The sequence below is a fragment of the Sphingomonas aurantiaca genome, assembly GCF_003050705.1.
In the GTDB taxonomy this organism is placed as follows: domain Bacteria; phylum Pseudomonadota; class Alphaproteobacteria; order Sphingomonadales; family Sphingomonadaceae; genus Sphingomonas; species Sphingomonas aurantiaca.
The window spans coordinates 165,172-191,473 of sequence record NZ_QAOG01000004.1 but is presented as its reverse complement, the minus strand read 5'-3'; the positions used below and the strand labels follow the sequence as shown (position 1 = coordinate 191,473).

Below are 26,302 nucleotides of genomic sequence, written 5' to 3'. Positions count from 1 at the left end.
CACATCAAGACACTATCGCGAGTGGGCCATAGAGTCGGGCATCGGGAAACACGTAATCCCCGGGTTTCGTCAGGCGAGCGTGGCGGCGTGACGCGCGATCTGCACATCTTCCTGCGAGGGCAGTATCCGGATTTCCAACCCCGGTACCCATGCCAGCCCCGCCCGGATCGCGCGCGCCGTCGGCGCGTCATGCTCGCCGATCCCGCCGGTCAGCACGAGCATGTCCGCCCCCCCGAGCGAGGCGATCATCGCCGCGACCTGCTTGCACACCGATCGCTCGAACATGCGGATCGCGAGGTCGGCCTCATCGGTCGCGGCGGCGCGCAGGATCCGCATGTCCCCGGACACCCCGGACACCCCGGCCATGCCCGATGCATGATCGACCAGCGTCGCCAGCGCGGGTGCGTCCAGCCCGGTTTCGCGCAACAGGTGCAGCAGCACGCCCGGATCGAGATCGCCCGTCCGCGTCGCCATCATCACGCCGCCGGTCGGGGTCAGTCCCATGCTGGTGTCGATCGACCGGCCATCGCGCACCGCCGTCACGCTGGCGCCATTGCCGAGATGCGCGATCACCAGCCGCGCGGGCAACTCGCTGCCGAGCTGGCGCACGATCGACTCGCACGACAGCCCGTGGAAGCCATAGCGGCGGATCCCGCTCGCCCGGTAGGCGCGCGGGATCGGCAGCGTCGTGGCGAGATCGGGCATCCCCGCATGGAACGCGGTATCGAAACACGCGACCTGCGGCACCCCCGGATAGCGCGCGCCCGCCACGCGGATCAGCGCGAGCGACGCCGGCCCGTGCAGCGGCGCGAACGCGCACGCCGTCGCCAGATCCGCCATCACCGCATCGTCGATCCGGCAATGCGCATCGCGGTGCGGGCCGCCATGGACGATCCGGTGGCCGATCACCGTCGGCGCCGGCCACCCCCGCAATGCGCGCTCGATCGCGTCGAAGAAATGGCCATGGTCGTCGGTCGTCTCGATCGTCCCGCCAACCAGCAGGACCACCGCATCCTCGACCGCGTACAGCCCGTATTTCAGCGACGACGACCCGCTGTTGAGCGCCAGAACGACCGCGCGCGCCACTAGCGCGACCATTGCCAGTCACGCACCTCCGGCAGATCGTCGCCCTCTTCGGCGATATACAGCTTGTGCCGCTCCATCGTCGTCCAATAGCGCGCGGTCTCGCGCGGAACATGATCGCGCAGCCGCGGAATCCGCTCGATCGCGTCGAGCGCCAGCCGATAGCGATCGAGATCGTTCAGCACGACCATGTCGAACGGTGTCGTCGTCGTGCCCATCTCCTTGTAGCCGCGGACATGAATGTTCGCATGGTTGGCGCGTCGATAGGTCAGCTTGTGGATCATCGCCGGATAGCCGTGGAACGCGAAGATCACCGGCTTGTCGGTCGTGAACAGCGCATCGAACTCGCGCTCGTCGAGCCCGTGCAGATGTTCGGATCGCGGCTGCAAGCTCATCAGGTCGACCACGTTGACCACGCGGATGCGGATGTCGGGCACATAGGCGCGCAGCATCGTCACCGCCGCCAGCGTCTCGAGCGTCGGCACGTCGCCCGCACACGCCATCACCACGTCGGGGTCGGCATCGTCGCCCGCCCAGTCCCAGATCCCTGCGCCCGCGGTGCAGTGCCGCACCGCCGCGTCGATCCCGAGCCACTGCCATTCGGGCTGCTTGCCCGCGACGATCACGTTCACATAGCCGCGGCTGCGCAGGCAGTGATCGCCCACCGACAGCAGGCAGTTCGCATCGGGCGGCAGATAGATCCGCGCGACGTCCGCGGTCTTGTTCGCGACGTGATCGATGAACCCCGGATCCTGATGCGACAGCCCGTTATGATCCTGCCGCCAGACATGCGACGTCAGCAGATAGTTGAGCGACGCGATCGGCCGCCGCCACGGGATACCACGCGTGACCTTCAGCCATTTCGCATGCTGGTTGACCATCGAATCGACGATGTGGACGAACGCCTCGTAGCACGAGAACAGCCCGTGCCGCCCGGTCAGCAGATACCCCTCCAGCCAGCCCTGGCACAGATGCTCGCTCAGCACCTCCATCACCCGGCCATCGGGCCCGAGATGCTCGTCGACCGGCTCGACCTCCGCCATCCACACCTTGCCCGACACGTCGTACACATCGGCTAGCCGGTTCGACGCGGTCTCGTCCGGCCCGAACAGGCGGAAGTTCACGCTTGCCAGGTTGAGCTTCATCACGTCGCGCAGATAACGCCCCAGCACGCGCGTCGCCTCCGCCTTCATTTGGCCCGGCGCTTCGACCGGCACCGCATACGCCCGGAAATCGGGCAGCGACAGCGGCACCATCAGCTCGCCGCCATTGGCATGCGGGTTCGATCCCATCCGCCGATGCCCGGTCGGCGCGAGCGACGCATAGTCCGCGAGGAACTTGCCCGACGCGTCGAACAGCTCTTCGGGGCGATAGCTGCGCATCCAGTCCTCGAGCTGGCGCAGATGCTCAGGGTTCTTGAAGTCCGCGATCGGCACCTGATGTGCGCGCCACGTACCCTCGACCGGCTTGCCGTCGACGATCTTCGGCCCGGTCCACCCCTTTGGCGTGCGGAACACGATCATCGGCCAGCGCGGCCGCGCCGCCGTCGCGCCCGGCACGCGCGCCGCGGCCTGGATCGCCTGGATCTTCGCCAGCGCCTTGTCGAGCGCGGCGGCGAGCTGCTGGTGGACGGCGGCCGGATCGCTGCCCCCGACATAATAGGGCTCATGCCCATAACCGCGCAGCAACGCATCGAGCTCATGCCCGTCGATCCGCGCGAGGATCGTCGGGTTGGCGATCTTGAAGCCGTTGAGATGCAGGATCGGCAGCACCGCGCCGTCGCGCGCGGGGTTGAGGAACTTGTTCGAGTGCCAGCTCGCCGCCAGCGCACCCGTCTCCGCCTCGCCGTCGCCGACCACGCACGCGACCAGCAGGTCCGGATTGTCGAACGCCGCGCCATAGGCATGCGCCAGCGAATAGCCGAGCTCGCCGCCCTCATGGATCGATCCCGGCGTCTCGGGCGCGACATGGCTCGGGATCCCGCCCGGCCACGAGAATTGCCGGAACAGCCGGTGCATGCCGCTGCGGCTCCGCTCGATCGCCGGATAGCGTTCGGTGTACGAGCCCTCCAGATAGGTGTTGGCCACCAGCCCCGGCCCGCCATGCCCCGGCCCGATGATGTTGATCATGTCGAGGTCATGCTCGACGATCAGCCGGTTGAGATGGACGTAAAGGAAGTTGAGCCCCGGCGTCGTCCCCCAATGGCCGAGCAGCCGCGGCTTGACGTCGGCAATCGTCAGCGGCCGTTCGAGCAGCGCATTGTCGCGCAGATAGATCTGGCCGACCGACAGATAGTTTGCGGCGCGCCAATAGGCGTCCATCCGGCGCAGCATGTCGGGCGACAGCGGCCGCGTCCTGGTCGGCGCAAGCGTTGCAGCATCGCTCATGTCCGGTTTCGCAGCCGTGACGCGCAATCGGCGGCGGAGCGCGGTGTGTAGGGCATATGGTTTCCTTCGATGGGCATGCGGTTCAGCATGCGATGCGCGCGACGAGTCCCGGATCGGCCAACAGCGCCTCGTCGCCGAACGCGATCTGCGCGCAGGTCCGGCGCGCCTGCGCAGCGACATCCTGGAGGTGGAGGCTGGCGGCAGACGGGGTCAGGCCCGGCACGATCTGGGTAAATCGCCGATGCTCCTGCGATCGCATCCCGAAGGCGTGGACGATATATTGGTCGAAGATAGCGTTCAGCCCCTGACCCTGACCCTGTTCGTCGAGCCAGGTCTTGTTGGCCGCCGACGTCGAGAAGCTCAGCAGGCGCCGTCCCCCGAGCAGGTTGGTCCGTACCCGGCCCTGCATCGGCTCGGGTTTCACCCCCGCGCCGAACACCCGCTCGACATAGCCCTTGAGCATCGCCGGCGCGCTCCCGAACCAGATCGGGTAGATCAGCACGAACACCTCGCACCCGTCGATCGCGGCGATCTCGTCCAGCACGTCCTGGCGACAGGCCGGGCTCGGTAGAGTCGGGCGCTCCGCCGCGGTCAGCACGGGGTCGAACCCGATCGCATACAGGTCGCGCAGGACGACGCGCTGCCCGGCCGCGATCACCGTATCGCGGTAGGTCCGTGCGATCGCGTGATTGAAGCTCGCCGGATCGGGGTGGCACAGGATCACCGCATGGCCCCCGCCCGGTGAAGTTCGCTCATCGACGATCATCGCAACGTCCTCGCAGGAAAGCTCCGCCCGCGCTGCGGCGACCGGCGGATCGGAGTTCGGAAAGTCGTGGCCGGTCTACCCGATCGCGATCGGCGCCGTGCCCCTCGGGAACTACGCAGAAACGCGAGATACCAGCGCGCGAGCCGATTCGGATCGGCGACTCGGGATCCGGCAGGTATCGGCTGCGACCGCCCATTGCGGGACCGGTCCCGCTGAAATTACCGGATTGAAGGCGCCGGATCGTGCCCGGAAGCGCCGATCTGCGCCTTCCAATGCATTTCCGGGGTTGGCTTCCTTGCCACTGCGCCATAAAGCGACGGCAACTCACCATTGCGCCGCTGCGCGTCGAAAGCCTTTCTACCATGCAGATCATCGTTCGCGACAACAATGTCGATCAAGCCCTCCGCGCTCTCAAGAAGAAGCTGCAGCGCGAAGGCGTCTATCGTGAAATGAAGTTGCGCCGTCACTACGAGAAGCCCTCGGAGAAGCGCGCACGTGAGCATGCCGCTGCTGTGAGCCGTGCACGCAAGGCAGACCGCAAGCGGGCCGAACGCGACAATTAAGTCCTCCAGCCGAGCGGTTCGCCGCTCGCTGGGATGATGAAACGGGGGCAGGATCCATCGATCCGCCCCCGCCTGTCGTCCGGTGCCCTTAGCGCGCCGGCGGCACTTTTGCGTGCATACGCCATGCGCCATGCCGTTGCGAGCACCGTGTGTCGCACCGATACGTCTCGGCGGCACCGCGCAGCTATCCTACGTTACATTGACGCGTGTTTTCGTCCTGTTCGAGGAACGAATTCGAGTCCCTGACGCTCCTTAGCCGACACAGGAGACGTTTGATGGACGACAATCGGGTTTGGAATTTCGAAGAGAGCCTCTGGACGGGCGACGCCGACCAGTATCACGCACTCATCGATGACGAGTGCGTCATGGTGCTGCCGGAGCAGCCCTTCGTCCTCACTGGCGCACAGGCGATCGAGGCAGTCTCGAAGACACCGCGCTGGTCGAGCGTTACGTTCAGCGAGCAGCAGATCATGCGCCCGCAAGAGGGGCTGATCGCGATCGCCTACAAGGCCGAGGCGCAGCGCGAGGGCGCCGATGGCTATGTCGCCTATTGCACGACGACGATGCGCCGGCTCGAACATGAGGAATGGCGCGTGGTCCAGCACCAGCAGACGCCAGCGCCGATCACGTCCGCCGCATAACAGGAATGACCTTGGTCCGGCATCGCGGCGGGGGAATCCCCCGCGATTTGCCGGACAATGCTGCTATGGATGCGATGGATTGCCGTCCGGCGGTGCCTCGCCGATGGACCCTCTCGATCAAGTAGGTTGCATGCCCCACGCCAGCAATATCGTCTTTTGCGACGGTCCGGACAGTCCGAACGCATTCGACACGATCCCGCTCCAGTCGCGGACCGGCACGCTCGACGCGCTATGTCCCGTCTGTCGCGGCCGCGGGCAATGGAACACCGAGATAGATCTCGTCAGCTTCCGCTGCCGTCGCACGACCTGCGATGCGTGCCACGGCGCAGGCTGGGTCGAGACCGGTAGCGATCCGGTCGGTCTGCCGGATATCGTCCTAAGCCCGACCGGACATCCCCAATGGACCGTCCGCTACCATGACGATCGAGACCATGACGCGATCGATCCCGCCAAACCGGGACTTGCCACCCGCGAAGCCGGCACCTGACCCGCAACCTATTCCCGGCGGCGGAAAATATTTCATTCCGCAATGCAGCAAATCCTCGCAGGCGATACAGTCACTTACCCGCTTTCCCCTACGGATTGCCCGGCATGGCGGACTCGACGGTGGGAACGGCCGCGACTCCGAACCGTTGCAGTATGGGCAGCCGCTTCGGCTGGTACATGAGAGAGTGACTTATGATTAAATCTTGGATTCTCGGCGTTTCCGCCGTTGCTATGACCGCACTGCCGGTCGCAGCGAACGCAGCGCCTGTTGCAAACCCCGCGCAGTCGCTGTCGGTCGCATCGTCGGTCCGCACCGGCACGGCTACTTCGAAGTCGAGCAAGCTTGCCGGCCTCCAGGAGTCGAGCATCGTTCCGATCGTCATCGGCGCAGGCATCCTCGCGGGCGTCGCCTATCTGATCATCGATCACGAAGACGACAACTCCGACAGCAACTAAGCGAATGGGCCGGTAACCCCGGCCCATTTTCGTGTCGCCGATCGACGGCGCTACGCCCTGCGCAGCCCGTCGATCGCCGTCATGGCCCCCGAACTTTCCAGCGCCGCCAGCTTGGCAGCTACCAACACGCGCAGCTCCGAGTCGGGCCTAAACGACAACAGCCCGAACAGCCCGTCGACACGCTCCTGCATCGTCCCCGCATCGCGGACCGCTTTTCCCAGCCGGTCGCTCATCGGGTCGTCGATCGCGAAGACCTCCCCCGCATCGGTAACGCCCGACTGCCACCGCATCCATGCCGCCACCGCCAGCGCGAGCGCATCGACCGGCAGCCCCGCCGCGCAACGCTCCGCCATCGGCGCCAACAGCCGCTGCGGCAATTTCTGCGACCCGTCCATCGCGATCTGCCGCGTGCGATGCTGGAGCGCCGGGTTAGCGAACCGCGCCATCAACGCCCCGCGATACTGCGCGATGTCGAGCCCAGCGGGCGGATCGAGCGTCGCTGCACTCTCGTCCCACAACGCCTCGACAAACGCCCGCCCCTCGGGCCGCGCGACCACCTCGTGCACGAAATCGAGCCCGGCCAGCCCGCCCAGATACGCAATCCCCGAATGCGCACCGTTGAGCAGCCGCAGCTTCGCATCCTCCCACGGCGCCACCGCATCGGTCAGCTGGACACCGAACGCCGCCAGATCGGGCCGTTCGCCCGCAAAGCGATCCTCGATCACCCACTGGGTGAACGGCTCCGCCTTCACCATCGCCTGATCCTCGACACCCAGCGTCGCGCGCGTCGCAGCGATGTCGTCCGCCGTCGTGGCCGGCACGATCCGGTCGACCATCGTCTGCGGAAACGTCACTGCAGCGGCGATCCAGTCGCGCAAGGCCGGGTCATGCGCCCCCGCCATCGCCAGCACTGCATCGCGCAGGAGCGTACCGTTATGCGGCAGATTGTCGCACGACAGGATCGTGAGCGGACCGAGACCCGCCGCGTGCCGTGCCGCCAGCCCGGCCACCAGAAACCCGGGCGCAGTTCGCGGGGCATCGAGCGAGGCCAGGTCGTGCGCGACGTCAGCGTCGCCGACCTGCAACAGCCCCGTCGCGGAATCGAGCTTATACCCCTTCTCGGTGATCGTCAGCGTGACGATATGCGTGTCCACCGACGCGAGGGCCGCAACGACCGCGGCCGGATCCTCGGGCGCGACCAGCACGTCCATCACAGCGCCGATCACCTGCAACCGCTCGCCCGCGCCGTCGCGCACCACGAGCGTATAGAGTCCGTTCTGCGGCGCGAGCTGATCGCGCACGCCGGCAGATCGCAGCGACACGCCGGTGATTCCCCAGCGCAGGTCCCCCGCCGCCAGCGCCTGTTCGAACACCGCCGCCTGATGCGCGCGGTGGAACGCGCCGATGCCCAGATGCACCACGCCGCGGGTCACGCGCGACCGGTCATAGCCGGGCCGGACGACGCCCGCGGGCAGCCGGTCGAGCGTTTCCTGCGACAATCTCACAGCCGATACGCCTGCTTGACGAGATCATAGGCGAGCGCGCGCGCGACCTCATGCGCCTCGTCCTCCTCGAGCCGATGCTCGACCACCAGCTGCGCGAGAAACCCGCAGTCCATCCGCCGCGCGACATCGTGCCGCGCCGGGATCGAGAGGAACGCCCGCGTATCGTCGTTGAACCCGACCGTGTTGTAGAAGCCCGCGGTCTCGGTCGCGCGCTCGCGGAACCGGCGCATCCCCTCCGGGCTGTCATGGAACCACCAGGGCGGCCCCAGCCGCAGCGCCGGATAATGCCCGGCAAGCGGCGCCAATTCGCGGGAGTAGGTGTCCTCGTCGAGCGTGAACAGGATCAGCGTCAGCCGGGGATCGTTACCGAACCGGTCGAGCAAGGGTTTCAGCGCGCGGACGAATTCGCCGGGCAGCGGGATGTCGCCGCCCTTGTCGCGACCGAACCGTGCCAGCACCTGCGCATTGTGGCTGCGCGAGACGGCGGGGTGAAGCTGCATCACCATCCCGTCCTCGACCGACATCGCCGCCATCTCGGTCAGCATCTGCGCGCGGAAGAGTTCGGCCTCCGCAGCCGTCGGGTCTGCCATGACGCGCGCATAAAGCGACTCGGCTTCGGCGGGGGTGAGGTCCGCGGTCGCCGACGACGGATGGCCATGATCGGTCGAGGTCGCGCCTGCCGCGCGGAACCGCGCGCGGTGGAAGCGGTGCGCGGCCAGATAGCCCGCATAGCTGCCGACGTCTTCGTTCGCGGTCTCGCCGAAGCGGCGGACGTTGGCGGCAAAGCCCGGCGTGTCGGGATCGACGACCGGGTCGGGGCGATAGGCGGTGACGACCCGCCCCTGCCACCCACTCGCGCGGATCGCGGCATGGTGCTCAAGCGGGTCGAGCGGGCTCTCGGTCGTCGCGATCAGCTCGATCCCGAACCGGTCGAACAGCGCGCGGGGGCGGAATGCGGGGGTCTTGAGCGCCGCATCGATCGTGTCGAAATACAGGTCCGCGGTCGCGGGTTCGAGGCGGACGTCGATCCCGAACGCCTCGGCGAACACCCAGTCGAGCCACATCCGCGACGGCGTGCCGCGAAACAGGTGATAGTTGTCGGCGAAGATCCGCCAGATTTTCCGCGGGTCGCTTTCCGTGGGGCTGCCATCGACCGTCGGCACGCCCAGCGCGTCGAGCGGCACGCCCTGGCTGTAGAGCATGCGAAACACGTAGTGATCGGGCACGATCAGCAGCGATGCCGGATCGCTGAACGCCTCGTCGCGCGCGAACCAGGCCGGGTCGGTATGGCCGTGCGGACTGACGATCGGCAGGTCCTTCACGCCCGCATGCAGCGCGCGCGCAATGTCGCGCGTCCGGATGTCGGCAGGGAAAAGGCGGTCTGGGTGCAGGCGTAGCGGCTGGGTCATGCAAGGCGTTCCGGATCGACGGGGGTGTAGTGCGGGACGAGCAGATGGATCACCAGCAATGCGACGAGATAGGCGCAACCGGCAACCGCGAAAATCGGTCCATAGCTGCCGACCCCGGCGAGGATCGTGCCCGCGAACTTGGCCATCAGCATGCCACCGCATGCGCCGGCCAGACCGCCCAGACCGATCACCGACCCGCCCATGCCGCGCGGAAACAGATCGCCGGGGATCGCATAGACGTTGGCAGAGAAGCCCTGGTGACACGCGCACGCCAACCCGATCGCCGCGACCGCCCACCATAGCCCGGGGGCCTGCGCGGCGAAGATGATCGGCAGCGCGAACAACGCGCACACGAACAACGCTGTCTTGCGCGCGCGGTTCGGCGTCGCGCCCTTGCTAAGCAACCGCGACGAGAACCAGCCGCCCGCGATCGATCCGACATCGGCCAGCACATAGACCGCGACCAGCGGCGGCCCGAAATCGAGCATCTTCACGCCGTACTGCCGGTTGAAGAAATCGGGCAGCCAGAACAGGAACGTCCACCACACCGGATCGATCAGGAACCGCCCGAGCATATACGCCCAGGTCTGCCGCAACCGCAGCAGCGTGCGCCAGCGGACGGGCTTGGCGGCGGGTACCGGGTCGGCCTCGATCCAGGCCAGTTCCTCAGGCGTGACGCGGCGGTGCTTGCGCGGCGTGCGGTAGAAAGCGAGCCATGCGACCAGCCAGATCACCGTCAGCGCGCCGGTCGCGATGAACGCCATCCGCCAGCCGAACGTCACCGCGATCACCGGCACGATCAGCGGCGTCAGGATCGCCCCGATGTTCGAGCCCGCGTTGAAGATGCCGATCGCCAGAGCGCGTTCGCGTTGCGGAAACCATTCATTGGCCGCAGCGAGCGCGGCGGGAAACGCGCCGGCCTCGCCGATCGCGAGCGGGATGCGCGCGAAGATCATCATGCCGGCGCTGGTGAACAGCGCGTGCGCGACATGGCCGATCGTCCACAACGTCACCGCGACGGCGTAGCCGATCTTGGCCCCTACCCGGTCGACGAACCGGCCGAACAGCACATAGGCGATGCCGTAGGCGGCCTGGAATGCGATGGCGAGATCGGCATAGCCCTGCTCGCTCCAGTTGTAGCGCGCCTGGAGTTCGGGTTTCAGCACGGGCAGCACGAGCCGGTCGATATAGCTGAGCGCCACCGCCGCGAAGAGCAGCGAGCAGACGATCCAGCGGACTTTGCCGCGCGGCTTCTCGGGCGCGGCGGCGGCTCCGGTCACCAGTTGCACAGCGTGCCGTCCTCGAGACGCGCGACCGGGAGATAGGCGCGCTTATAGTCGTAGGTCGCGGCGAGATCCTCGTCGATGTCGACGCCCAGCCCCGGCGAGTCGCCCGGATGCATCATGCCGTCGTCAAAGCTGTACGCATGCGGGAAGACCGCATCGGTCTCGTCGGTATGCGGCATATGCTCCTGCACGCCGAAATTGGGCACCGACAGCCCGAAATGCAGCGCCGCCGCCATCGCCACCGGCGACAGGTCGGTCGCGCCGTGGCAGCCGGTCCGCACCTGGTACAGGTCGGCGAGCGAGGCGATCCGGCGCAGATGCGTGATGCCGCCCGCATGCACCACGGTCGCGCGGATATAGTCGATCAGCTGATTCTGGATCAGGTCCTTGGCGTCCCAGATCGAATTGAACACCTCGCCCACCGCGATCGGCGTCGTGGTGTGGTGGCGGATCAGCTTGAACGCCTCCTGGTTCTCGGCCGGCGTCGGATCCTCGATCCAGAACAGGTTATACGGCTCGAGCGCCTTGCCGAGCCGCCCCGCCTCGATCGGGGTCAACCGGTGGTGGATGTCGTGCAGCAGGTGGACGTCCCAGCCCATCGCCTCGCGCGCCGCCTTGAACAGCTCGGGGACGACGCGGAGGTATTTCTCGGTCGACCAGACACTTTCGCTCGGCAGGTCGGCATCGGCGGGCTCGTAGCGCGCGCCATGCTTGGCGACGCCGTAGGTCGAGGCGAGGCCGGGCACGCCGCATTGCAGGCGGATCGCCTTGTAGCCCTTGGCCTGCTCGGCCTTGGCGACCGCGATCGTGTCCTCGATCGTCGTGCCGTTGGCGTGCGCATAGACCATGCACGCATCGCGCGCCGCGCCGCCCAGCAACTGGTAGACCGGCATCCCCGCCAGCTTGCCCTTGATGTCCCACAGCGCGGTATCGACCGCGGCGATCGCCGCCATCGTCACGGGCCCGCGCCGCCAATAGGCGCCCTTGTAGAGATACTGCCAGACATCCTCGATCCGGTGCGCGTCGCGGCCGATCAGGCACGGCACGACGTGATCGGTCAGATAGCTCGCGACGCTCAGCTCGCGGCCGTTCAGCGTCGCGTCGCCGACGCCGGTGGTACCGTCGTCGCAGGTGATCTTCAGCGTGACGAAATTGCGCCCCGGGCAGGTGACGATGACGCGGGCGGAAACGATCTTGGGCATCGCGGGTCCTTCAGGCGATTTCGAGGGTGGCGGTTTTCAGATGCGCCGAATCGGGGCCGGCCATGATCGTGAACAGCCCGGGCTCAACGACCTCGCGCATGTCCACGTCCCACAGCGCGAACGCGTCGGGGCCGAGCGTGAAGCGCAGCGTCCGCCGTTCGCCGGGCGCCAGCGTCACGCGTTCGAAGCCCTTCAATTCCAGCAGCGGCCGCGCCACCGACGAGACCTGATCGCGGACGTAGACCTGCACGACCTCGTCGCCGGCGCGCTGCCCGACATTGGCGACGTCGACCTCGACGCCGACGCTGCCCGCGACACCGATCTTCGCCGCCGACAGCCGCGGCGCGCTGATCTCGAAGCGCGTGTAGCTGAGCCCGTGGCCGAACGGGAACAGCGGCGCGGTCTCCGCGAACAGATAGCCGCGCTGCGTCGACGGCTTGCGGTTATAGTAGAACGGCACCTGCCCGACTTCGCGCACCACGGTCACGGGCAGCTTGGCGCCCGGATTGATCCGCCCGAACAGCGCCTCGGCCATCGCCGTGCCGCCCTCCTGCCCCGGATACCAGCATTCGAGCACCGCATTCGCCTTCGCCATCACGGTCGGCCAGCTAGGCGGCCGCCCGTTGATCGCGGTCACCACGATCGGCTTGCCCAGCGCATGCAGCGCCTCGAACAACGCGTTCTGCTCGCCGATCAGGTCGAGCGTGGTGCGATCGCCGAGATGGTTCGCCGAGAACCCCTCGCGGCTGGTCTGCTCGGTATCGCCGATCGCCAGGATGATCGTGTCGGCACCACGCGCGACCTCGACCGCCTCGGCGATCAGCGCGCGGTTCTTGGCCGGATCGGCGAGCAGGACGGCATCCTGCGATCGGTCGTCGCTCTGCGTGATGAACACGCCCTGCGCATGGACGATGGTGGCGGCATTGCCGACCAGCGCGCGCACGCCGTCGAGCAGCGTGACGCTCTGCCGCGGCGGCGCGGAATAGCCGCCCAGCCGCGCGATCGCCGCATTGGGACCGATCACCGCGATCCTGCCCTTGGGCGACAGCGGCAACGTGCCGTCATTGGTCAGCAGGCACAGCGCCTTCCGCGCCCCCTCCAGCGCAACGCCCCGCGCTTCGGCATTGCCGGTCAATCGAGCCGCGACGCGCGGATCGACCGCCGACTCCTCGAACAGCCCCGCGCGGAACTTCAGCGCCAGCATCCGCGCGCACGCGGTGTCGACCGCAGCGATCGGCACCGTCCCCGCGCGCACCTGCGCGGGCAATGTCCGATACGCGATCCCGTCGGGCAACGCGCTGTCGACCCCCGCCGCCAGCGCCAGCCGCGCCGCGCCGGCCAGGTCGGGCGCGATGTGGTGAATCGTGTCGAGTTCCTCGATCGCGCCGTAATCGCTGACGATCGCGCCCGAAAACCCCCATTCGCCGCGCAGCACGTCGCCGAGCAGCCAATGGTTCGCATGGCTCGGCACGCCGTCGATCTCGTTATACGACGGCATCACCGCGCCGATCCCGGTGCGCGTCACGACCGCGCGGAACGGCGGGAAGAAGCTTTCGCGCAGTTCACGCTCGCCGATCGGTGCAGGCCCGATATTGTTGCCCGCCTGCGGCTGGCCGTGGCCGGTCATGTGCTTCAGCGTCGCGAACACCTTGCCCGGCGCCAGCGTCCGGCTGTCGCCCTGCAGCCCCTCGACCGCGGCGACGCCCATCTCGCCGCACAGATACGGGTCCTCGCCGAACGTCTCCTCGATCCGCCCCCAGCGCGGATCGCGCGCGATGTCGACGACCGGCGACAGCGACAAATGGCTGCCATGCGCGCGGACTTCGCGGCCGATGATCGCCTGCGCGCGCCGCATCAGGTCGCGATCGAACGCGCCTGCCATGCCGATCGCCTGCGGGAACATCGTCGCATCGGGCGCCATGTAACCGTGCAGCGATTCCTCGTGGAAGATCACCGGGATGCCGAGCCGCGTGCCCCGCGCCCAGCGCTGAACCGCGTTGACGAACGCGATTGTCGAGGCCGACCCGCGCCACTGCGCGCCGGTGCCGCCCGCGACCGCCGCGACCGACGGGCCGCCGCGCTTGTCGGAGGGCCGAGTCACCTGACCGAACCCTGCCGGATACGCCGCAGTCGCGCGCGCCGGGTCGAACTCGAGCCCGCCCGGTGTCATCACGTCCGCCTTCGTCGCCCAGAGCGAAATGGTCTGGCCAACTTTTTCCTCCAGCGTCATCCGCGCCATCAGATCGCGCACGCGCAGGTCGACCGGTGCGCGCGCATCGCGGTAGATCGGAAGCGCGGCGGCCGCCTGCGCGACACCGGGAATGAGCCCCGCGACGGACACCGATCCGAACAGCGCGAAAAGGTCGCGGCGGGTCGGTTGGAGGGCCGGCGCGGTCGTCATTGTCTTCGTGCCGGACACCATTCTCTCCTAATGTTAAACGCGGCATTGCTGTCGAAGCCGTCGTCGTGATAGCGATAACATGGCTGATCATCCGCGATCCTGTCAATGTGGCGCGGAACGGCGGGAGAGGATTATGACGGCATTCGGTCGATCGATCGGTAAGTTCGCGCTGCTGTGTGCAGCGGTAATTGGTTTGACCGGACCGGCGCATGCCGAGGACGGCTACGACCTCTGGCTACGGTATCGCACCCCCGCGACAACAAGCAGTGCGCTGAAGATCGAGGCACGCGGCGATACGCCCACCCTTCGCGCCGCCGGCGAAGAATTGCGGCGCTCGAATTTCTTCGCCACCAAAGCCCCGACGATCCTGCTCGCCACCGCCACCGATCGCGACGTCGCCGCACTCCGCCTTCCGCTCGCCGCGCTCGGTGACGAGGGCTACCGGGTCGGCTACGTCACGCTGGGCAACCGCCGCACCCTGCTCGTCACCGGCAACACCGATCGCGGCGTACTCTACGGCAGCTTCGCGCTGCTGCGTCACCTCCAGACCGGTGGCAGCCTCGACCGGATCGACCTGACATCGACCCCGCGCGTCAAGCTGCGCGTGCTCAACCATTGGGACAATTTGGATGGCGTGGTCGAGCGCGGCTATGCCGGCGCGTCGCTGTGGGACTGGTGGACGCTCCCCGATTTCCGCGACCCGCGCTACACCGATTACGCGCGCGCCAATGCTTCGATCGGGATCAACGGCACCGTCCTCAACAACGTCAACGCGAAGGCGGACAGCCTCACCGCGCCGTACATCGCCAAGGCCGCGGCGCTGGCCGATGTGTTCCGGCCGTACGGAATCAAGGTATATCTGTCGGCGCGCTTCTCCGCCCCGATCGAGCTTGGCGGGCTGAAGACCGCCGACCCGCTCGACCCGCAGGTGGCGGCATGGTGGAAGGCGAAGACCGACGAGATCTATCGCAGCATCCCCGATTTCGGCGGGTTCCTGGTCAAGGCGAACAGCGAGGGCCAGCCCGGCCCGCGCGACTATCACCGCACCCATGCCGACGGTGCCAACATGCTCGCCGCCGCGGTCGCGCCGCATGGCGGGATCGTGATGTGGCGCGCGTTCGTCTATGCCGAGACCGACCCCGAGGATCGCGCGAAACAGGCCTATACCGAGTTCAAGCCGCTCGACGGCAAGTTCGCCAGCAATGTCATCGTCCAGGTCAAGAACGGCGCGATCGACTTCCAGCCGCGCGAGCCGTTCCATCCGCTGTTCGGCGCGATGCCCAAGACGCCGCTGATGATCGAATTCCAGATCACCAAGGAATATCTCGGCTTTGCAACTCACCTCGCCTATCTCGGGCCGATGTTCGCCGAGACGCTCGGCAGCGAGACGATGCAGACACCGGGCGAGACCGTCGCCAAGGTCGTCGACGGTTCGGTCGAGCATCATACGCTGACCGGCATGGCGGGCGTCGCCAATATCGGACGCGACCGCGATTGGGCGGGCTCCACCTTCAATCAGGCGAACTGGTATGCGTTCGGGCGGATGGCGTGGGATCCGACGCTCGGTGCCGCCCCCGTCGCGCGCGAGTGGGCGGCGATGACCTTCGCGCCCTCACCCAAGATCGTCGATCCGGTGGTCGCGATGATGATGGGCTCGCGCGAGGCGGTGGTCGATTACATGACGCCGCTCGGGCTCGCGCACGTCATGGCGACCGGCCATCATTATGGTCCGGGGCCGTGGGTGGCCAATCTCAAGCGCCCCGAATGGAACCCGGTCTATTACCACCGCGCCGACAAAGCAGGCATCGGCTTCGACCGGACGAAGACCGGCAGCGACGCGATCGCGCAGTACAGCCCCGCTCTGGCACGCCAGTTGGCAAACCCGGCGACCACCCCCGAACGCGAGCTCCTCTGGTTCCACCATGTCGCATGGGATCGCCGGATGGCCTCGGGTCGCACGCTGTGGGCCGAAATGGTCGGCGACTATGACCAGGGGGTGGGCTATGTCGCGAGCATGCGCCGCCAATGGGATGCGCTGAAGCCCTCGATCGACTCGGCACGCTGGACGAAGACCGCGACGTATCTGGCGGTCCAGCAGCGCGAGGCGCAGTGGTGGCGCGACGCGAGCCTCGCCTATTGGATGTCGGTCAACGGCCTGCCGATTCCCGCAGGCACTGCCGCCCCCGCGCACGACCTGGCCTGGTACAAGGCGCAGCATTTTCCCTACGCACCCGGCAACCCGCAATGATCCGCCGGCGCAGTGGATGCACGGTGACCGAGCGAAAGGCTGATCGATGACACGCACCGATGGACCGATACTCTGTTTCGGCGAACTGCTGCTCAGGCTCTCGCCGCCGGGGCATGGCCCCCTGTTCCGGGAGGCGCGGCTGGACGCGAATTTCGGCGGCGCGGAGGCCAATGTCGCGGTCGCGCTGGCGCGCCTCGGCATCGGCAGCGGCGTGATCTCCGCGGTTCCCGACGACGTCGTCGGTGATGCGGCGATCGATGCGTTGCGCCGGACGGGCGTCGACGTCTCGCGGATCCTGCGCGGGGATGGGCGGCTGGGCCTCTATTATCTCGCGCCCGGCGCAGGGCTGCGCGCCTCGGCGATCGTCTATGACCGCCAGCAGAGCCTGTTCGCGACGACCTCGGCGACCGCCTATGACTGGCACGCGCTGCTGGGGGGCGCCGCGCGACTGCATCTGTCGGGGATCAACCCGGCGATCGGTCCGGCGATGGCGGACGTCTGTCTCGCGGCAATGACTGCGGCGCGCGCGGTCGGCGTGCCGGTGTCGTTCGATGGCAATTACCGCGCCAGCATGTGGGCGAAATGGTGCGACGATCCCGCCGCCATCCTCCTCCCGCTCGTCGACCGCGCCGATCTGCTGTTCGGCAATCATCGCGACATCGCGCTGCTGCTGCGCCGTCCGATGGACGGAACCACGCCGCAGGGCCGTCGCGACGCAGCGTTGGCGGCGTTCGACCGCTTCCCCAACCTGCGCCACATCGCCTCGATGTCGCGCGAGGTCCGCGACGCCGGGTGCAACATCCTGCGCGCGCGGATCGACACGCCGACCGACGTCATCGAGACCGACGCGGTAGAGGTGTCGGGGATCGTCGACCGGATCGGCACCGGCGACGCCTTCGCCGCGGGCGTCCTCGCAGACCTTGCCGAGGGAGCGGAGCGCGCCGCGCAGACCGGGCTCGCGCTGGCGGTGCTCAAGCACGCCACCCCCGGCGACCAGAGCGAAACGACGCCGCGCGACTTGGCGACGTTCCGTGAAGGCGGGTTCGACGTCCGCCGCTGAACAGCCACGATGACGACTATGAAGAGGGAGAGTTCGGTGGAGATCACGCGACGCGACGGGCTGACGATGCTGGGCGGGCTCGCCGTCGCGGCGGGCACCGCCGGGGGCGCGCTCGCGCAGGCCGGCAGCATGCCCGGCCTGCAGGCGATCGCCGCGAGCAAGGGCATGCGCCTCGGGTCCTGCGTCGCATGGGGCCGCCCGGGCGCGGATCGCGGATCGTTCGCCAACCCGGCCTATGCCGCGCTGCTGGCGCGCGACTGCGGCCTGCTGGTGCCCGAAAACGAGATGAAGTGGCAGGCGATCCGGCCCAGCGCGACCAGCTTCGACTTCACACATATGGACGCGATAATGGCCTGGGCGACGGCGAAGCGCCTGCCCGTGCGCGGTCACAACCTGCTTTGGCATCAGCCGAAATGGATGCCGCGCTGGGAGGAGAACCATGATTTCGGCGCAAACCCCGCACAGGCGGCGGCGCGGCTGCTCGTCGAGCATATCACCACCGTCTGCGGTCGCTACGGCACGCGGATCGGCAGCTACGACGTCGTCAACGAGGCGGTGAACCCGGCGGACTCGACGCTGTACCAGACCGCGCTGTCGCGCGCGCTGGGCGGTCCCGAAGCCACGCTCGACCTCGCCTTCCACACCGCGCGCACCGCCGCCCCCCACGCCGAGCTCGTCTATAACGACTATATGAGCTGGGAACCCGGCAACGCGAAGCACCGCGCCGGCGTGCTGGCATTGCTCGAAGGCTTCAAGCGCCGTGGCGTCCCCGTCGACTCGCTCGGGGTACAGTCGCACCTCGTCACGCAGGGCCCCGACGCGCGGGCTGCAACGGCTGCGCTCGAGGGCGAATGGCGTCGCTTCCTCGATGCGGTGACCGCGATGGGGTACGGCCTCGTCATCACCGAACTGGACGTTCGCGACAACAAACTCCCGGCCGACATCGGTGCACGCGATCGCGCGGTGGCGGATTTCACGCGCGGCTATCTCGATCTGATGCTGTCCTACCCTTCGGTCCGCGATATTCTTCTATGGGGACTGTCCGACCGCTACAGCTGGATCGAGGGGTTCGAGCCCCGCCCCGACACGGCGCGCCGCCGTCCCTGCCCCTATGACGACCGGTTCGTCGCCAAGCCCATGCGCACGGCGATCGCCGCCGCGCTAGCCTCAGCCCCGAAGCCGGCCCCCTCGAACGCCGTCGCCGACGGCCAAGGACACCGCCGATGAGCCGCTGGACCATAGCATTTCTAAGCGCATGCCTGCTGAGCGCCAGCGCGGAGGCTCGCGATACCGCACACACCTGGATCGCAAGCTGGGGATCGTCGCAGATGATCGCGGACGGCGACAACGCGCTGCCCGCGGATCGGGCGCGTGCGATCACGCTGCGCCAGGTGATCCGGATCTCCGCAGGCGGGACTCGCATCCGCGTCCGGCTGTCCAACGCGTTCGGGACCCGGCCGCTGGTCATCGGCGCCGGTCATGTCGCCCGGAGCGCGGCGCCTGCGACCAGCCAGATCGCCGGCGGGATGCGGCTGACCTTCTCGGGCCGCGCCGACGCCGTCATCCCCGCGGGCGCCGAACTCTATTCCGATCCCGTCGCGCTGCCGCTCGCAGCCGGCGCCGATCTCGCCATCAGCCTGTATCTGCCCGAAGCCGCCGCGCCGCAGACCGGCCATCCAGGCGCGCGCGCGATCAGCTATACGCTCGCGGGCGATCACGTCGCCGACGCCGATCTGGCGGGCGCCGCGCAGGCCACGCACTGGTACGCGCTCGCCGATCTCGAAGTCTCGGGCCCGGCAAACGCCGCGACGATCGTCGCGATCGGGGACTCGATCACCGACGGATACGGGGTCAAGCCGAACCGGAACACGCGCTGGACCGACGTGCTCGCCGAGCGCTTGCGGCGCGTGCCGGCCTCGCGCGGCATCGGCGTCGTCAATGCCGGGATCGGCGGCAACCGCATCCTGCTCGACGGGCTGGGCCCCAACCTCATGGCGCGGTTCGATCGCGACGTCATCGCGCGCAGCGGCGTCCGCTGGGCGATCGTGCTTGAAGGCGTCAACGATCTCGGCGTCCTCACGCGCGAGGCCCCCGCGACACCGGCGGCGCATACCGCGCTCGTGACGCAGATCACCACCGGCTACACCGAACTCGTCGCGCGCGCGCACGCGCACGGCATAAGGGTGATCGGTGCGACGATCATGCCGTTTGGCGGCAACGACTATTATCACCCCGGCCCCGCGACCGAAGCCGATCGCCAGGCGGTCAACGCGTTCGTCCGCACGTCGGGCGTGTTCGACGCGGTAATCGACTTCGACCGCGTGATGCGCGATCCGGCGCAGCCCATCCGGCTCGACCCCGCAGTCGATTCGGGCGATCACCTCCACCCCTCCGAAGCCGGGTATCGCCGGATGGGCGAGGCCGTGCCGCTCGCGCTGTTCAGATCGCCACCGCGTACAAAGCGTGATGCGTCAGCACATACAGCGTCCGCCCGTCCGCGCCGCCGATGACGAGCTGCAGCGGGCGGTCGGGCATGTCGATACGGCGTAGCTGCGTGCCGTCGGCGGCATAGACGAACACCTGCCCGTTCGCGACATACAGCCGCCCACTGCCGTCGCGGACCGCGCTCTCGCCGCCACGCTCGGCGATGACCTTCAGGTCGGTGACTCGTCCCTGGTCACCGACGAGACCGTCATAGGTCCGGTTCTCGGAGGCGTTGGTCAGGACGACGCGCGCTCCGGGCGCGGCGGATACCAGTCCATAGGCGTCGAGCGTGTCTGACCAGCGCCACCCCTGGTGATCGTCGGGCCCCTGGTTCCAGACACGGAACGCGGGCAGCGCCAGCGATCCGTCGGGCGATCGATATTCCTGCGGCTTGGCCTCGCCCATCTTGGTCGCGAACAGCTCGGCCATCGTCGGATAGTGGTAGGTCACGGGATCGATCCGGTCGGCGAACTCGCCGTTCGCCCAGACGTTGCCGGGAAGCAAAGTCGCCGCGGGCGTCCCCGAGACAGCGGTCGGCGCGATGACCCGGATCGAGTCCGGCCTGGCAGGATCGAGGCTGTAGACGGTCGCATCGCGCCCGGCCGACGACAGCACCAGCAGATGTCCCGATCGATCGACCGCAAGGCTGACCGCATCGCTCGGCGCATCCGTCACGATCGACAGCCCGCCCGCGTCGGTCCAGCGATAGATCCGCTGGAAATGCCGGTCGATGAAGTAGAAGTCCTTCCCCCACCAACACCCCCCGCCGATCGAATAGAAGCCGTCCACGAGTGTCCTGATCCCCGGCGACACCGGCGGCGCGGATATGAGGGCGGCGGTCGTTGGCGCCGGCGGCACGTCGAGCCGCGCAAACTCGCGCTCGCGCACCTCCTGCCGCCCAGTCATGTCCTTGATCGCGTTTTCGAACGGATATTTGCTCGCGCGTATATACGTGCCGCAGCCCTTCGCGTCGCAACTCGCAAACCCGCTTTCGGCGTTCACGTGCACGTTGCGGAATCGAATGTCGCCCGCCCCGTACAGCTTCACCGCGGCGTCCATCGGCTTGATCGACCGCGTGACGCGATACGCGTGGTAATTGGCGAACAGGATGTTGCGCGAATCCCGGATCTCGGTCGAGATCGCATCGACCCCGTCGCGCACCTCCTGCTCGGTCTGCGGCGCGAGAAACTCCCAATTCTCGACATGGTCGAGGACGATTTCCGCGCGATAATGATGCTCGGCGGACAGCTGGTACACATGCCCCGGCGTCTTGGTGTTCGATACGTGGAAGCCCGCCGACGCCAGGGTGTTGGGCGACCAGATCGCCGCGAACGTGCCGCCGCCGCCATCGGTCACCCAGATGCTCGGCGACTGGCCGTCGAAGCGCGCCCGCGGATCGCCGAAGCCGATCGGGCTCCCCTTGGTCAGCGCGGTGCCGCCGCCGCCCTGAATCTTGACGTCGTTGACCATCGACGCCTCGCCCGCACGCCACAGCAGCGCGGTCGCGCGCGGATTGACGCCGCCGGTCCACAGGCCGAGCCCGGAGACGATCGCATTGCCCCCGCGCGCGCTCTCGACCAGCGCCTTGGGCGCGCCGACACCCGCATAACCCGGCGTCTGGTCGACGAGGTAAAGATGCGTCAGCCCGGGGTGGAGCGCGATCAGCACGCTGTCGGCGCGCAGTTTCACCGTGTCGGACACGCGGTAGCGGCCGGTGGGGAAATAGAGCACGCGGTGCGTATCGATCGCGCGTTGCAGCGCGGCGGTGTCGTCGGTCGTGTCGTCGCCCTTCACGCCCAGATCGCGGACATTCGCCCAGTCCCTGACCGGCGGCAGCGCGCGGATCGCCCGCGTGGTTCGCGCCGGAACGCGTGCCAGCGGCGCCATCGTCACGTCGGTCGCATAGTCGCCGATCTTGCCGAGCCCCGGCAGTTTCAGGCCATAGGAGAAATCCGCCACGCGGTAGCGCCGCCCGACCCCGGCCACGGTCTTGCCGCTCTCACGGAACCGGACGAAGGTCGGCGTATCGACCGCGGTGGCGTCGTCAAAACCGATTTGTGTGAAGACGCTGTTCTCGGCCGAGACGATCACGCCGGCCCGCGAGACATTCTCGAACCGCACGTTCTTGCCCCACAGCGAATCCGAATAGCCGCGGTCGATCTCGATGCCGACCGGCGTATCGCGGATCGCGACGTTGACCAGAGTCAGGTCGACCTCATGCTCGCGGATCGCGGCGTCGCGCTGGCCCTGGAATTCGGAATCGATCAGCGTGAACTGCCAGGCGGGCGAGGTCTTTTCGGACATGATCCCGTAGCGACCGCCGAAGAACCGCAAATCCTCGAATTCGTTGCCCGCCTGGTAGACCCCGGCAAGCCCCGAGCCGATGTGGAAATCGACATGCCGCAGATAGCCGTGCTGCGCGACGCGGAAGCGCACCGCGACTGCGCCCGCATTGCCGTCGCCGATCCGGAAATCGATGTTCGACAGCGCGGAATAGAAGGTGCTTGAGGTCGCATCGAAGATCGCGGGATCGAACGGTACGCTGGTGGGGGGCGGAACCGGCGCCTTGCCGACCTTGTATTGATCCTCGCCGGTGAAACTCAGCATCGCCGCGACGCCCGATGCGTAGCCCGCGCTGTTATCGCCCAGGACGATCTCGGGACGGGTCGGCCCGATCCCGAAGATTCGGACCGCCGACCGGACGAAGATCGTGCGGCTGATCCGGTACCGGCCCGACGGCAGGAACACGACGCCGCCCTGCCCGCCCCCCTGTCCACCCGCCGCCGCCGAGTCGATCGCCTGTTGCAGCGCGACGCTGTCATCGGCGCGACCGTCGCCGACGCCCTTGACGGTCACCGCGCGCGGATCGTCGGGGCGGGTGAGATAGACCGAACTCGTCTTCGCGAATGCCGCGACGGGGGACAGCAGCGGCAGCAAAGCCGCGCCGCCCAGCAGCCATTTCATCGTCATGGTGATCCTGTCCCCCGGATTGCGGGTGGTGATTGCGGAAAAATCGATGTCGCGGTTGCAGGTCCGATGACCGGGGCCGTTCAGGCGGTGCGCAGCACCAGCGTCTGCGCGACGATCGCCACCTGCGTGCGATTGCGCACGTTCAGCTTGCGCATCAGCGCGGTCATGTGCGCCTTGACCGTCGCTTCAGCGATGCCGAGGTCATAGGCGATCTGCTTGTTGAGCAACCCCGAATGCACGCCGCGGAGAACCTTGATCTGCGTCGGGGTCAGTTCCGGAGAGCGCGTCCCGGCGGCCGTATCGGCAGGTGTGCGCAGGGGTCGGTAAGCATCCCGAACAGTCGCTTCCATGATCATCCTCCACTGTTTCGGCTCTTGTGCCGCAGCTTTTCGCTCCGCGGTCTGACGCCGCGACAGCAAGGTCCAAGCTCCCGATCCACCAGCCTGCTTTTTACAGATTCGGTTGGACAGGTTTATACTATGCTCCGCTCTTTATAGCGCTATCAAGCCTTTTCTGATGGCAGTTCGCGAATAGCTGTCCTACAGATTGACTCTACTCGACAGGCGAACACGCCGTCGGATCGCGGGGAAGGATGTCGATGTCGCCACCATGCAAGCGCCGCGTACGGACCGGGGACAGGCGCCGATGATCGGCGGCGATCTGAGGCTGATCGTTGCCGCGCTGTCGGGAATCCTGCTCGCCGTGCTGATGATCGTCCGCGGGCGATTGCATCCGTTCATCGGCCTGTTGTGCGGCGCGTTCACCGTCGGGTTGCTCGCCGGGTTGCCGCTGCCGGAAGTCGCCAAGGCCGTGCAGAAGGGCGTCGGCGACATCGTCGGCGGCACCGGGCTGGTCGTCGCGCTGGGGCTGTCGCTCGGCGCGATGCTACATCTTTCGGGCGCCGCCGCGTCGCTCGCCAAGGGCGCGCTGAACCTGACCGGGACGCGCGCCGCGCCCTGGGCGACGCTCGGCATCGCGATCGTCATCGGCTTGCCGCTGTTCTTCGAAACCGGTCTCGTCCTGCTGCTGCCGATCGTCGTCGCGGCGGCGGAGGAAATGTCGGCGATGTCCGCAGGCACGAGCGATGCCGCGCGTGACCAGGCCAAGCTGCGGCTGATCATGCCCGCGCTCGCGGGGCTCGGCGTCGTGCACGCGCTCGTCCCGCCGCATCCCGGCCCGCTGCTCGCGGTCGAGGCGCTGGGCGCCAATCTCGGGCTGACGATGCTGTACGGGATCCTCATCGCGATCCCGACCGCGATCGTCGCCGGCCCTGTGCTGGCGAAGTTCACGACGCGCGGCGTGCGGCTGGCCTCGCCCGTCCTGCGCGACACCGGTCTTGGAATCGCGACGCCCTCGCGGATGCTGTCGCTGGTGATCGTGATGCTGCCGGTCGTGCTGATCGCCACCGGCGAGCTCGGCCAGATGGTCCCGGCCTGGAAGGGCGCGCCGGGGCTGGTCGCGGCGAGCAATCCGGTCGTCGCGCTGCTCCTGACCAACCTCCTCGCGCTGCCGGTCCTGTTCGGTCGCCGGCTGCGTGAATCGGCGATCCAGGAGGCCGTGTGGCACGAGACGATGGGCGCGGCCGGCGCGATCCTGCTCGCGATCGGCGCGGGCGGCGCGTTGAAACAGGTGCTGGTGACCGCGGGCCTGTCCGATCTGCTCGCGCGGACGGTGATGATGTACGCGATATCGCCGCTGCTGCTTGGCTGGCTGGTGGCGGTCGCGATCCGGCTCGCCGCGGGGTCGGCGACGGTGGCGACGATCACCGCGATCGGGATCATGCCCGGCGTCGTGGCAAGCTCGGGCGTGTCGCCCGAACTCGTCGTGCTGGCGATCGGCGCGGGGTCGGTGTTCTTCAGCCATGTGAACGATCCCGGTTTCTGGCTGGTGAAGAGCTATGTCGGCACCAGCACCGCGGACACGTTCCGCACCTGGTCGCTGCTCGAGACGGCGATCTCGGTCGTCGGCCTCGCGCTGGTGATGGCGCTCAGCCATGTCGTCTGACGCAGCCAGGAGCCGCTCATGACCGAATTACGGCTCGCGGACCGCGCCTATACGGCGATCGTCCGGATCATCACCGACGACAAGTTGGCGGTCGGCGATCGCCTCCCGTCCGAAGCGCAACTTGCGACGATGTTCAGTATGTCCCGAACCATAGTCCGCGAAGCCCTGGCGAGGCTCGCGTCGGACGGGATCACACAGGCGCGGCGCGGCGCGGGGTCGTACGTCAAGCGGCGCCCGTCGGAGCGCCTCGGCACGCACATGCCGATGGATGCACTGGCGACGACGCTCGGCACCTACGAGGTGCGGTTCGTGCTGGAGGCGGAAGCGGCACGGCTGGCCGCATTACGCCGGTCGCATCATCAACTCGAGGCGATCGAGCGTGCGCTGGAAGCCCTGCGCGGTGCGCTGCTGTCGAATGCGCCGGCGCATGACGAGGACTGGATTCTCCACCGCACGATCGTTGAAGCTACTGCGAACGCCGCGTTCCTGCTGGTGTTCGACCATCTCCACGAAGAGGTGATGCGGATCCTGCGCGCCGGCGTCGACATCTCCCGCTCGCGCCCGCCGGAGGTGATCGGTGCGATGATGGAGGAGCATGACGCGATCGTCGAGGCGATCCGCGCGGAGGATGCGGACGGGGCAGCGCTGGCGATGCGCTGGCATTTGTCGCAGGGCCGCAAGCGCCTCATGCCCTGACGCGTGCCGGTGCGCCGCGTCAGCCGGGCGGCTGCGCCGACCCAGGGATGGTGATCCCCAGCCACGTCAGCACGTCGCTGCCGAGCGCATCCGGGGTCCGGCCCGCATCGAGCATCAGCGCGTTTTCGTCCGCTGTCGGCCGCTCGAGCGTTGCGAGTTGGCTGTCGAGCAGACTTGCCGGCATGTAATGCCCCGACCGCGTCGCAAGTCTGCGCGCAATTTCGGCGGGCATCGTATCGAGCAACACGAACGACAACGGCACAGCGGAAGCCGCGGCCAGACGCTCGCGATAACTGCGTTTGAGCGCAGAACACGCGGCCACCGCAAGGCCGTCATGGTCGGCCTGCGCGCCCAGCGCCGCTTCGCCGAGCGCTCTCCCGAGCCGATCGAGCCAGGGCCACCGGTCCGCATCGTCGAGTGGGTGACCCGACTGCATCTTGGCGATGCTCGCCGGCGCATGGAACGTATCGCCTTCCAGCAAGGGGCAGTGGAGCTGCTCGGCCAGATAGGCCGCCAGCGTCGATTTGCCGCTGCCGCTCACGCCCATGACGACGATGCCGCGCGCGTTTCCGGAAATCTGTCGTTCTGCTTGCACCACGCACCCTCATCGACTGCTCCGCGCCACCGCTATCGGGCGGCGGCGGGGGCTTGGCCA

Annotated in this window: 21 protein-coding genes; 10 read left to right on the top strand and 11 right to left on the bottom strand. The window is 67.8% G+C overall.

All coding sequences use genetic code 11. The annotated features are described in order from the left end of the window. Positions 1 to 69: 69 nt before the first annotated feature. From C8J26_RS12520 to C8J26_RS12510, 3 genes are all read right to left on the bottom strand, one after another. A complete protein-coding gene (locus tag C8J26_RS12520) occupies positions 70 to 1,098 on the bottom strand; it encodes an acetate/propionate family kinase (RefSeq protein WP_107958401.1) in 1,029 nt (342 codons plus the stop codon). Next, on the bottom strand, positions 1,086 to 3,470 hold the full coding sequence (locus C8J26_RS12515) for a phosphoketolase family protein (RefSeq protein ID WP_107958399.1): 2,385 nt from the start codon (positions 3,468 to 3,470) through the stop codon (positions 1,086 to 1,088). The genes C8J26_RS12520 and C8J26_RS12515 overlap by 13 nt, the downstream gene beginning before the upstream one ends. An 82-nt stretch (positions 3,471 to 3,552) precedes the next feature. Beyond that, on the bottom strand, positions 3,553 to 4,236 hold the full coding sequence (locus C8J26_RS12510; protein ID WP_107958397.1) for an NAD(P)H-dependent oxidoreductase: 684 nt from the start codon (positions 4,234 to 4,236) through the stop codon (positions 3,553 to 3,555). A 362-nt stretch (positions 4,237 to 4,598) separates the two neighbouring features. On the opposite strand from C8J26_RS12510, the gene rpsU reads away from it, so the two are divergent. The 4 genes from rpsU (at position 4,599) to C8J26_RS12490 (ending at position 6,382) form a co-directional block, all read left to right on the top strand. Beyond that, a complete protein-coding gene (gene rpsU / locus C8J26_RS12505; protein WP_031393196.1) occupies positions 4,599 to 4,799 on the top strand; it encodes a 30S ribosomal protein S21 in 201 nt (66 codons plus the stop codon). A 275-nt stretch (positions 4,800 to 5,074) separates the two neighbouring features. Continuing rightward, on the top strand, positions 5,075 to 5,440 hold the full coding sequence (locus C8J26_RS12500; protein WP_107958395.1) for a DUF4440 domain-containing protein: 366 nt from the start codon (positions 5,075 to 5,077) through the stop codon (positions 5,438 to 5,440). A 130-nt stretch (positions 5,441 to 5,570) separates the two neighbouring features. Beyond that, complete coding sequence (locus tag C8J26_RS12495; protein ID WP_244185292.1) at positions 5,571 to 5,927, top strand: hypothetical protein; 357 nt, start codon at positions 5,571 to 5,573, stop codon at positions 5,925 to 5,927. 191 nt (positions 5,928 to 6,118) lie between these two features. Further along, complete coding sequence (locus C8J26_RS12490; RefSeq protein ID WP_107958393.1) at positions 6,119 to 6,382, top strand: hypothetical protein; 264 nt, start codon at positions 6,119 to 6,121, stop codon at positions 6,380 to 6,382. A gap of 50 nt (positions 6,383 to 6,432) precedes the next feature. Here C8J26_RS12490 and C8J26_RS12485 read toward each other — a convergent pair whose 3' ends face one another. Genes C8J26_RS12485 through C8J26_RS12465 form a run of 5 tightly spaced genes read right to left on the bottom strand, consistent with a single transcriptional unit; the run spans position 6,433 to position 14,185 of the window. After that, the gene (locus tag C8J26_RS12485) at positions 6,433 to 7,887 is read right to left on the bottom strand and encodes a mannitol dehydrogenase family protein (protein ID WP_107958391.1); all 1,455 of its coding nucleotides are present in this window, start codon (positions 7,885 to 7,887) and stop codon (positions 6,433 to 6,435) included. After that, positions 7,884 to 9,296: a glucuronate isomerase gene (uxaC, locus tag C8J26_RS12480; RefSeq protein ID WP_107958390.1), complete on the bottom strand. Its 1,413-nt coding sequence runs from the start codon at positions 9,294 to 9,296 to the stop codon at positions 7,884 to 7,886. The genes C8J26_RS12485 and uxaC overlap by 4 nt, the downstream gene beginning before the upstream one ends. Further along, entirely contained in the window at positions 9,293 to 10,579 is a 1,287-nt protein-coding gene (locus C8J26_RS12475; protein ID WP_244185313.1) for an MFS transporter, read from the bottom strand. The genes uxaC and C8J26_RS12475 overlap by 4 nt, the downstream gene beginning before the upstream one ends. Next, on the bottom strand, positions 10,573 to 11,784 hold the full coding sequence (manD, locus tag C8J26_RS12470; RefSeq protein WP_056411162.1) for a D-mannonate dehydratase ManD: 1,212 nt from the start codon (positions 11,782 to 11,784) through the stop codon (positions 10,573 to 10,575). The genes C8J26_RS12475 and manD overlap by 7 nt, the downstream gene beginning before the upstream one ends. A 10-nt stretch (positions 11,785 to 11,794) precedes the next feature. Further along, complete coding sequence (locus C8J26_RS12465) at positions 11,795 to 14,185, bottom strand: glycoside hydrolase family 3 N-terminal domain-containing protein (RefSeq protein WP_107958929.1); 2,391 nt, start codon at positions 14,183 to 14,185, stop codon at positions 11,795 to 11,797. Between the two features lie 133 nt (positions 14,186 to 14,318). Here C8J26_RS12465 and C8J26_RS12460 point away from each other — a divergent pair, with 133 nt between their 5' ends. From C8J26_RS12460 to C8J26_RS12445, 4 genes are read left to right on the top strand one after another with little or no spacing between them, the layout of a single operon-like run. Further along, positions 14,319 to 16,433: an alpha-glucuronidase family glycosyl hydrolase gene (locus C8J26_RS12460; protein ID WP_107958388.1), complete on the top strand. Its 2,115-nt coding sequence runs from the start codon at positions 14,319 to 14,321 to the stop codon at positions 16,431 to 16,433. A gap of 46 nt (positions 16,434 to 16,479) precedes the next feature. Next, positions 16,480 to 17,493 (top strand): sugar kinase, encoded by a 1,014-nt coding sequence (locus tag C8J26_RS12455; protein WP_107958386.1) that lies wholly within the window; start codon positions 16,480 to 16,482, stop codon positions 17,491 to 17,493. Positions 17,494 to 17,529: 36 nt separating this feature from the next. Then, positions 17,530 to 18,720 carry an endo-1,4-beta-xylanase gene (locus C8J26_RS12450; RefSeq protein ID WP_244185291.1) on the top strand — a complete coding sequence of 397 codons (1,191 nt, stop codon included), beginning with the start codon at positions 17,530 to 17,532 and terminating at the stop codon, positions 18,718 to 18,720. Further along, a complete protein-coding gene (locus C8J26_RS12445) occupies positions 18,717 to 20,003 on the top strand; it encodes an SGNH/GDSL hydrolase family protein (RefSeq protein WP_107958384.1) in 1,287 nt (428 codons plus the stop codon). Before C8J26_RS12450 ends, C8J26_RS12445 begins: the two co-directional genes overlap by 4 nt. On the opposite strand, the gene C8J26_RS12440 is transcribed toward C8J26_RS12445, so the two are convergent. After that, the gene (locus C8J26_RS12440) at positions 19,933 to 22,947 is read right to left on the bottom strand and encodes a glycosyl hydrolase family 28-related protein (RefSeq protein ID WP_208631389.1); all 3,015 of its coding nucleotides are present in this window, start codon (positions 22,945 to 22,947) and stop codon (positions 19,933 to 19,935) included. The genes C8J26_RS12445 and C8J26_RS12440 overlap by 71 nt on opposite strands. An 80-nt stretch (positions 22,948 to 23,027) precedes the next feature. Next, positions 23,028 to 23,303 carry a helix-turn-helix domain-containing protein gene (locus C8J26_RS12435; RefSeq protein ID WP_244185290.1) on the bottom strand — a complete coding sequence of 92 codons (276 nt, stop codon included), beginning with the start codon at positions 23,301 to 23,303 and terminating at the stop codon, positions 23,028 to 23,030. Positions 23,304 to 23,592: 289 nt separating this feature from the next. Between C8J26_RS12435 and C8J26_RS12430 the strand changes: the two genes are divergently transcribed. Both C8J26_RS12430 and C8J26_RS12425 read left to right on the top strand, forming a co-directional pair. Further along, positions 23,593 to 24,951: a GntP family permease gene (locus C8J26_RS12430; RefSeq protein WP_107958382.1), complete on the top strand. Its 1,359-nt coding sequence runs from the start codon at positions 23,593 to 23,595 to the stop codon at positions 24,949 to 24,951. An 18-nt stretch (positions 24,952 to 24,969) separates the two neighbouring features. Beyond that, on the top strand, positions 24,970 to 25,647 hold the full coding sequence (locus C8J26_RS12425) for a FadR/GntR family transcriptional regulator (protein ID WP_056411175.1): 678 nt from the start codon (positions 24,970 to 24,972) through the stop codon (positions 25,645 to 25,647). A gap of 19 nt (positions 25,648 to 25,666) precedes the next feature. Here the strand turns inward: C8J26_RS12425 and C8J26_RS12420 are convergent, their stop codons facing one another. Beyond that, positions 25,667 to 26,242 carry a gluconokinase gene (locus C8J26_RS12420; protein WP_416354494.1) on the bottom strand — a complete coding sequence of 192 codons (576 nt, stop codon included), beginning with the start codon at positions 26,240 to 26,242 and terminating at the stop codon, positions 25,667 to 25,669. Between the last annotated feature and the right edge of the window lie 60 nt (positions 26,243 to 26,302).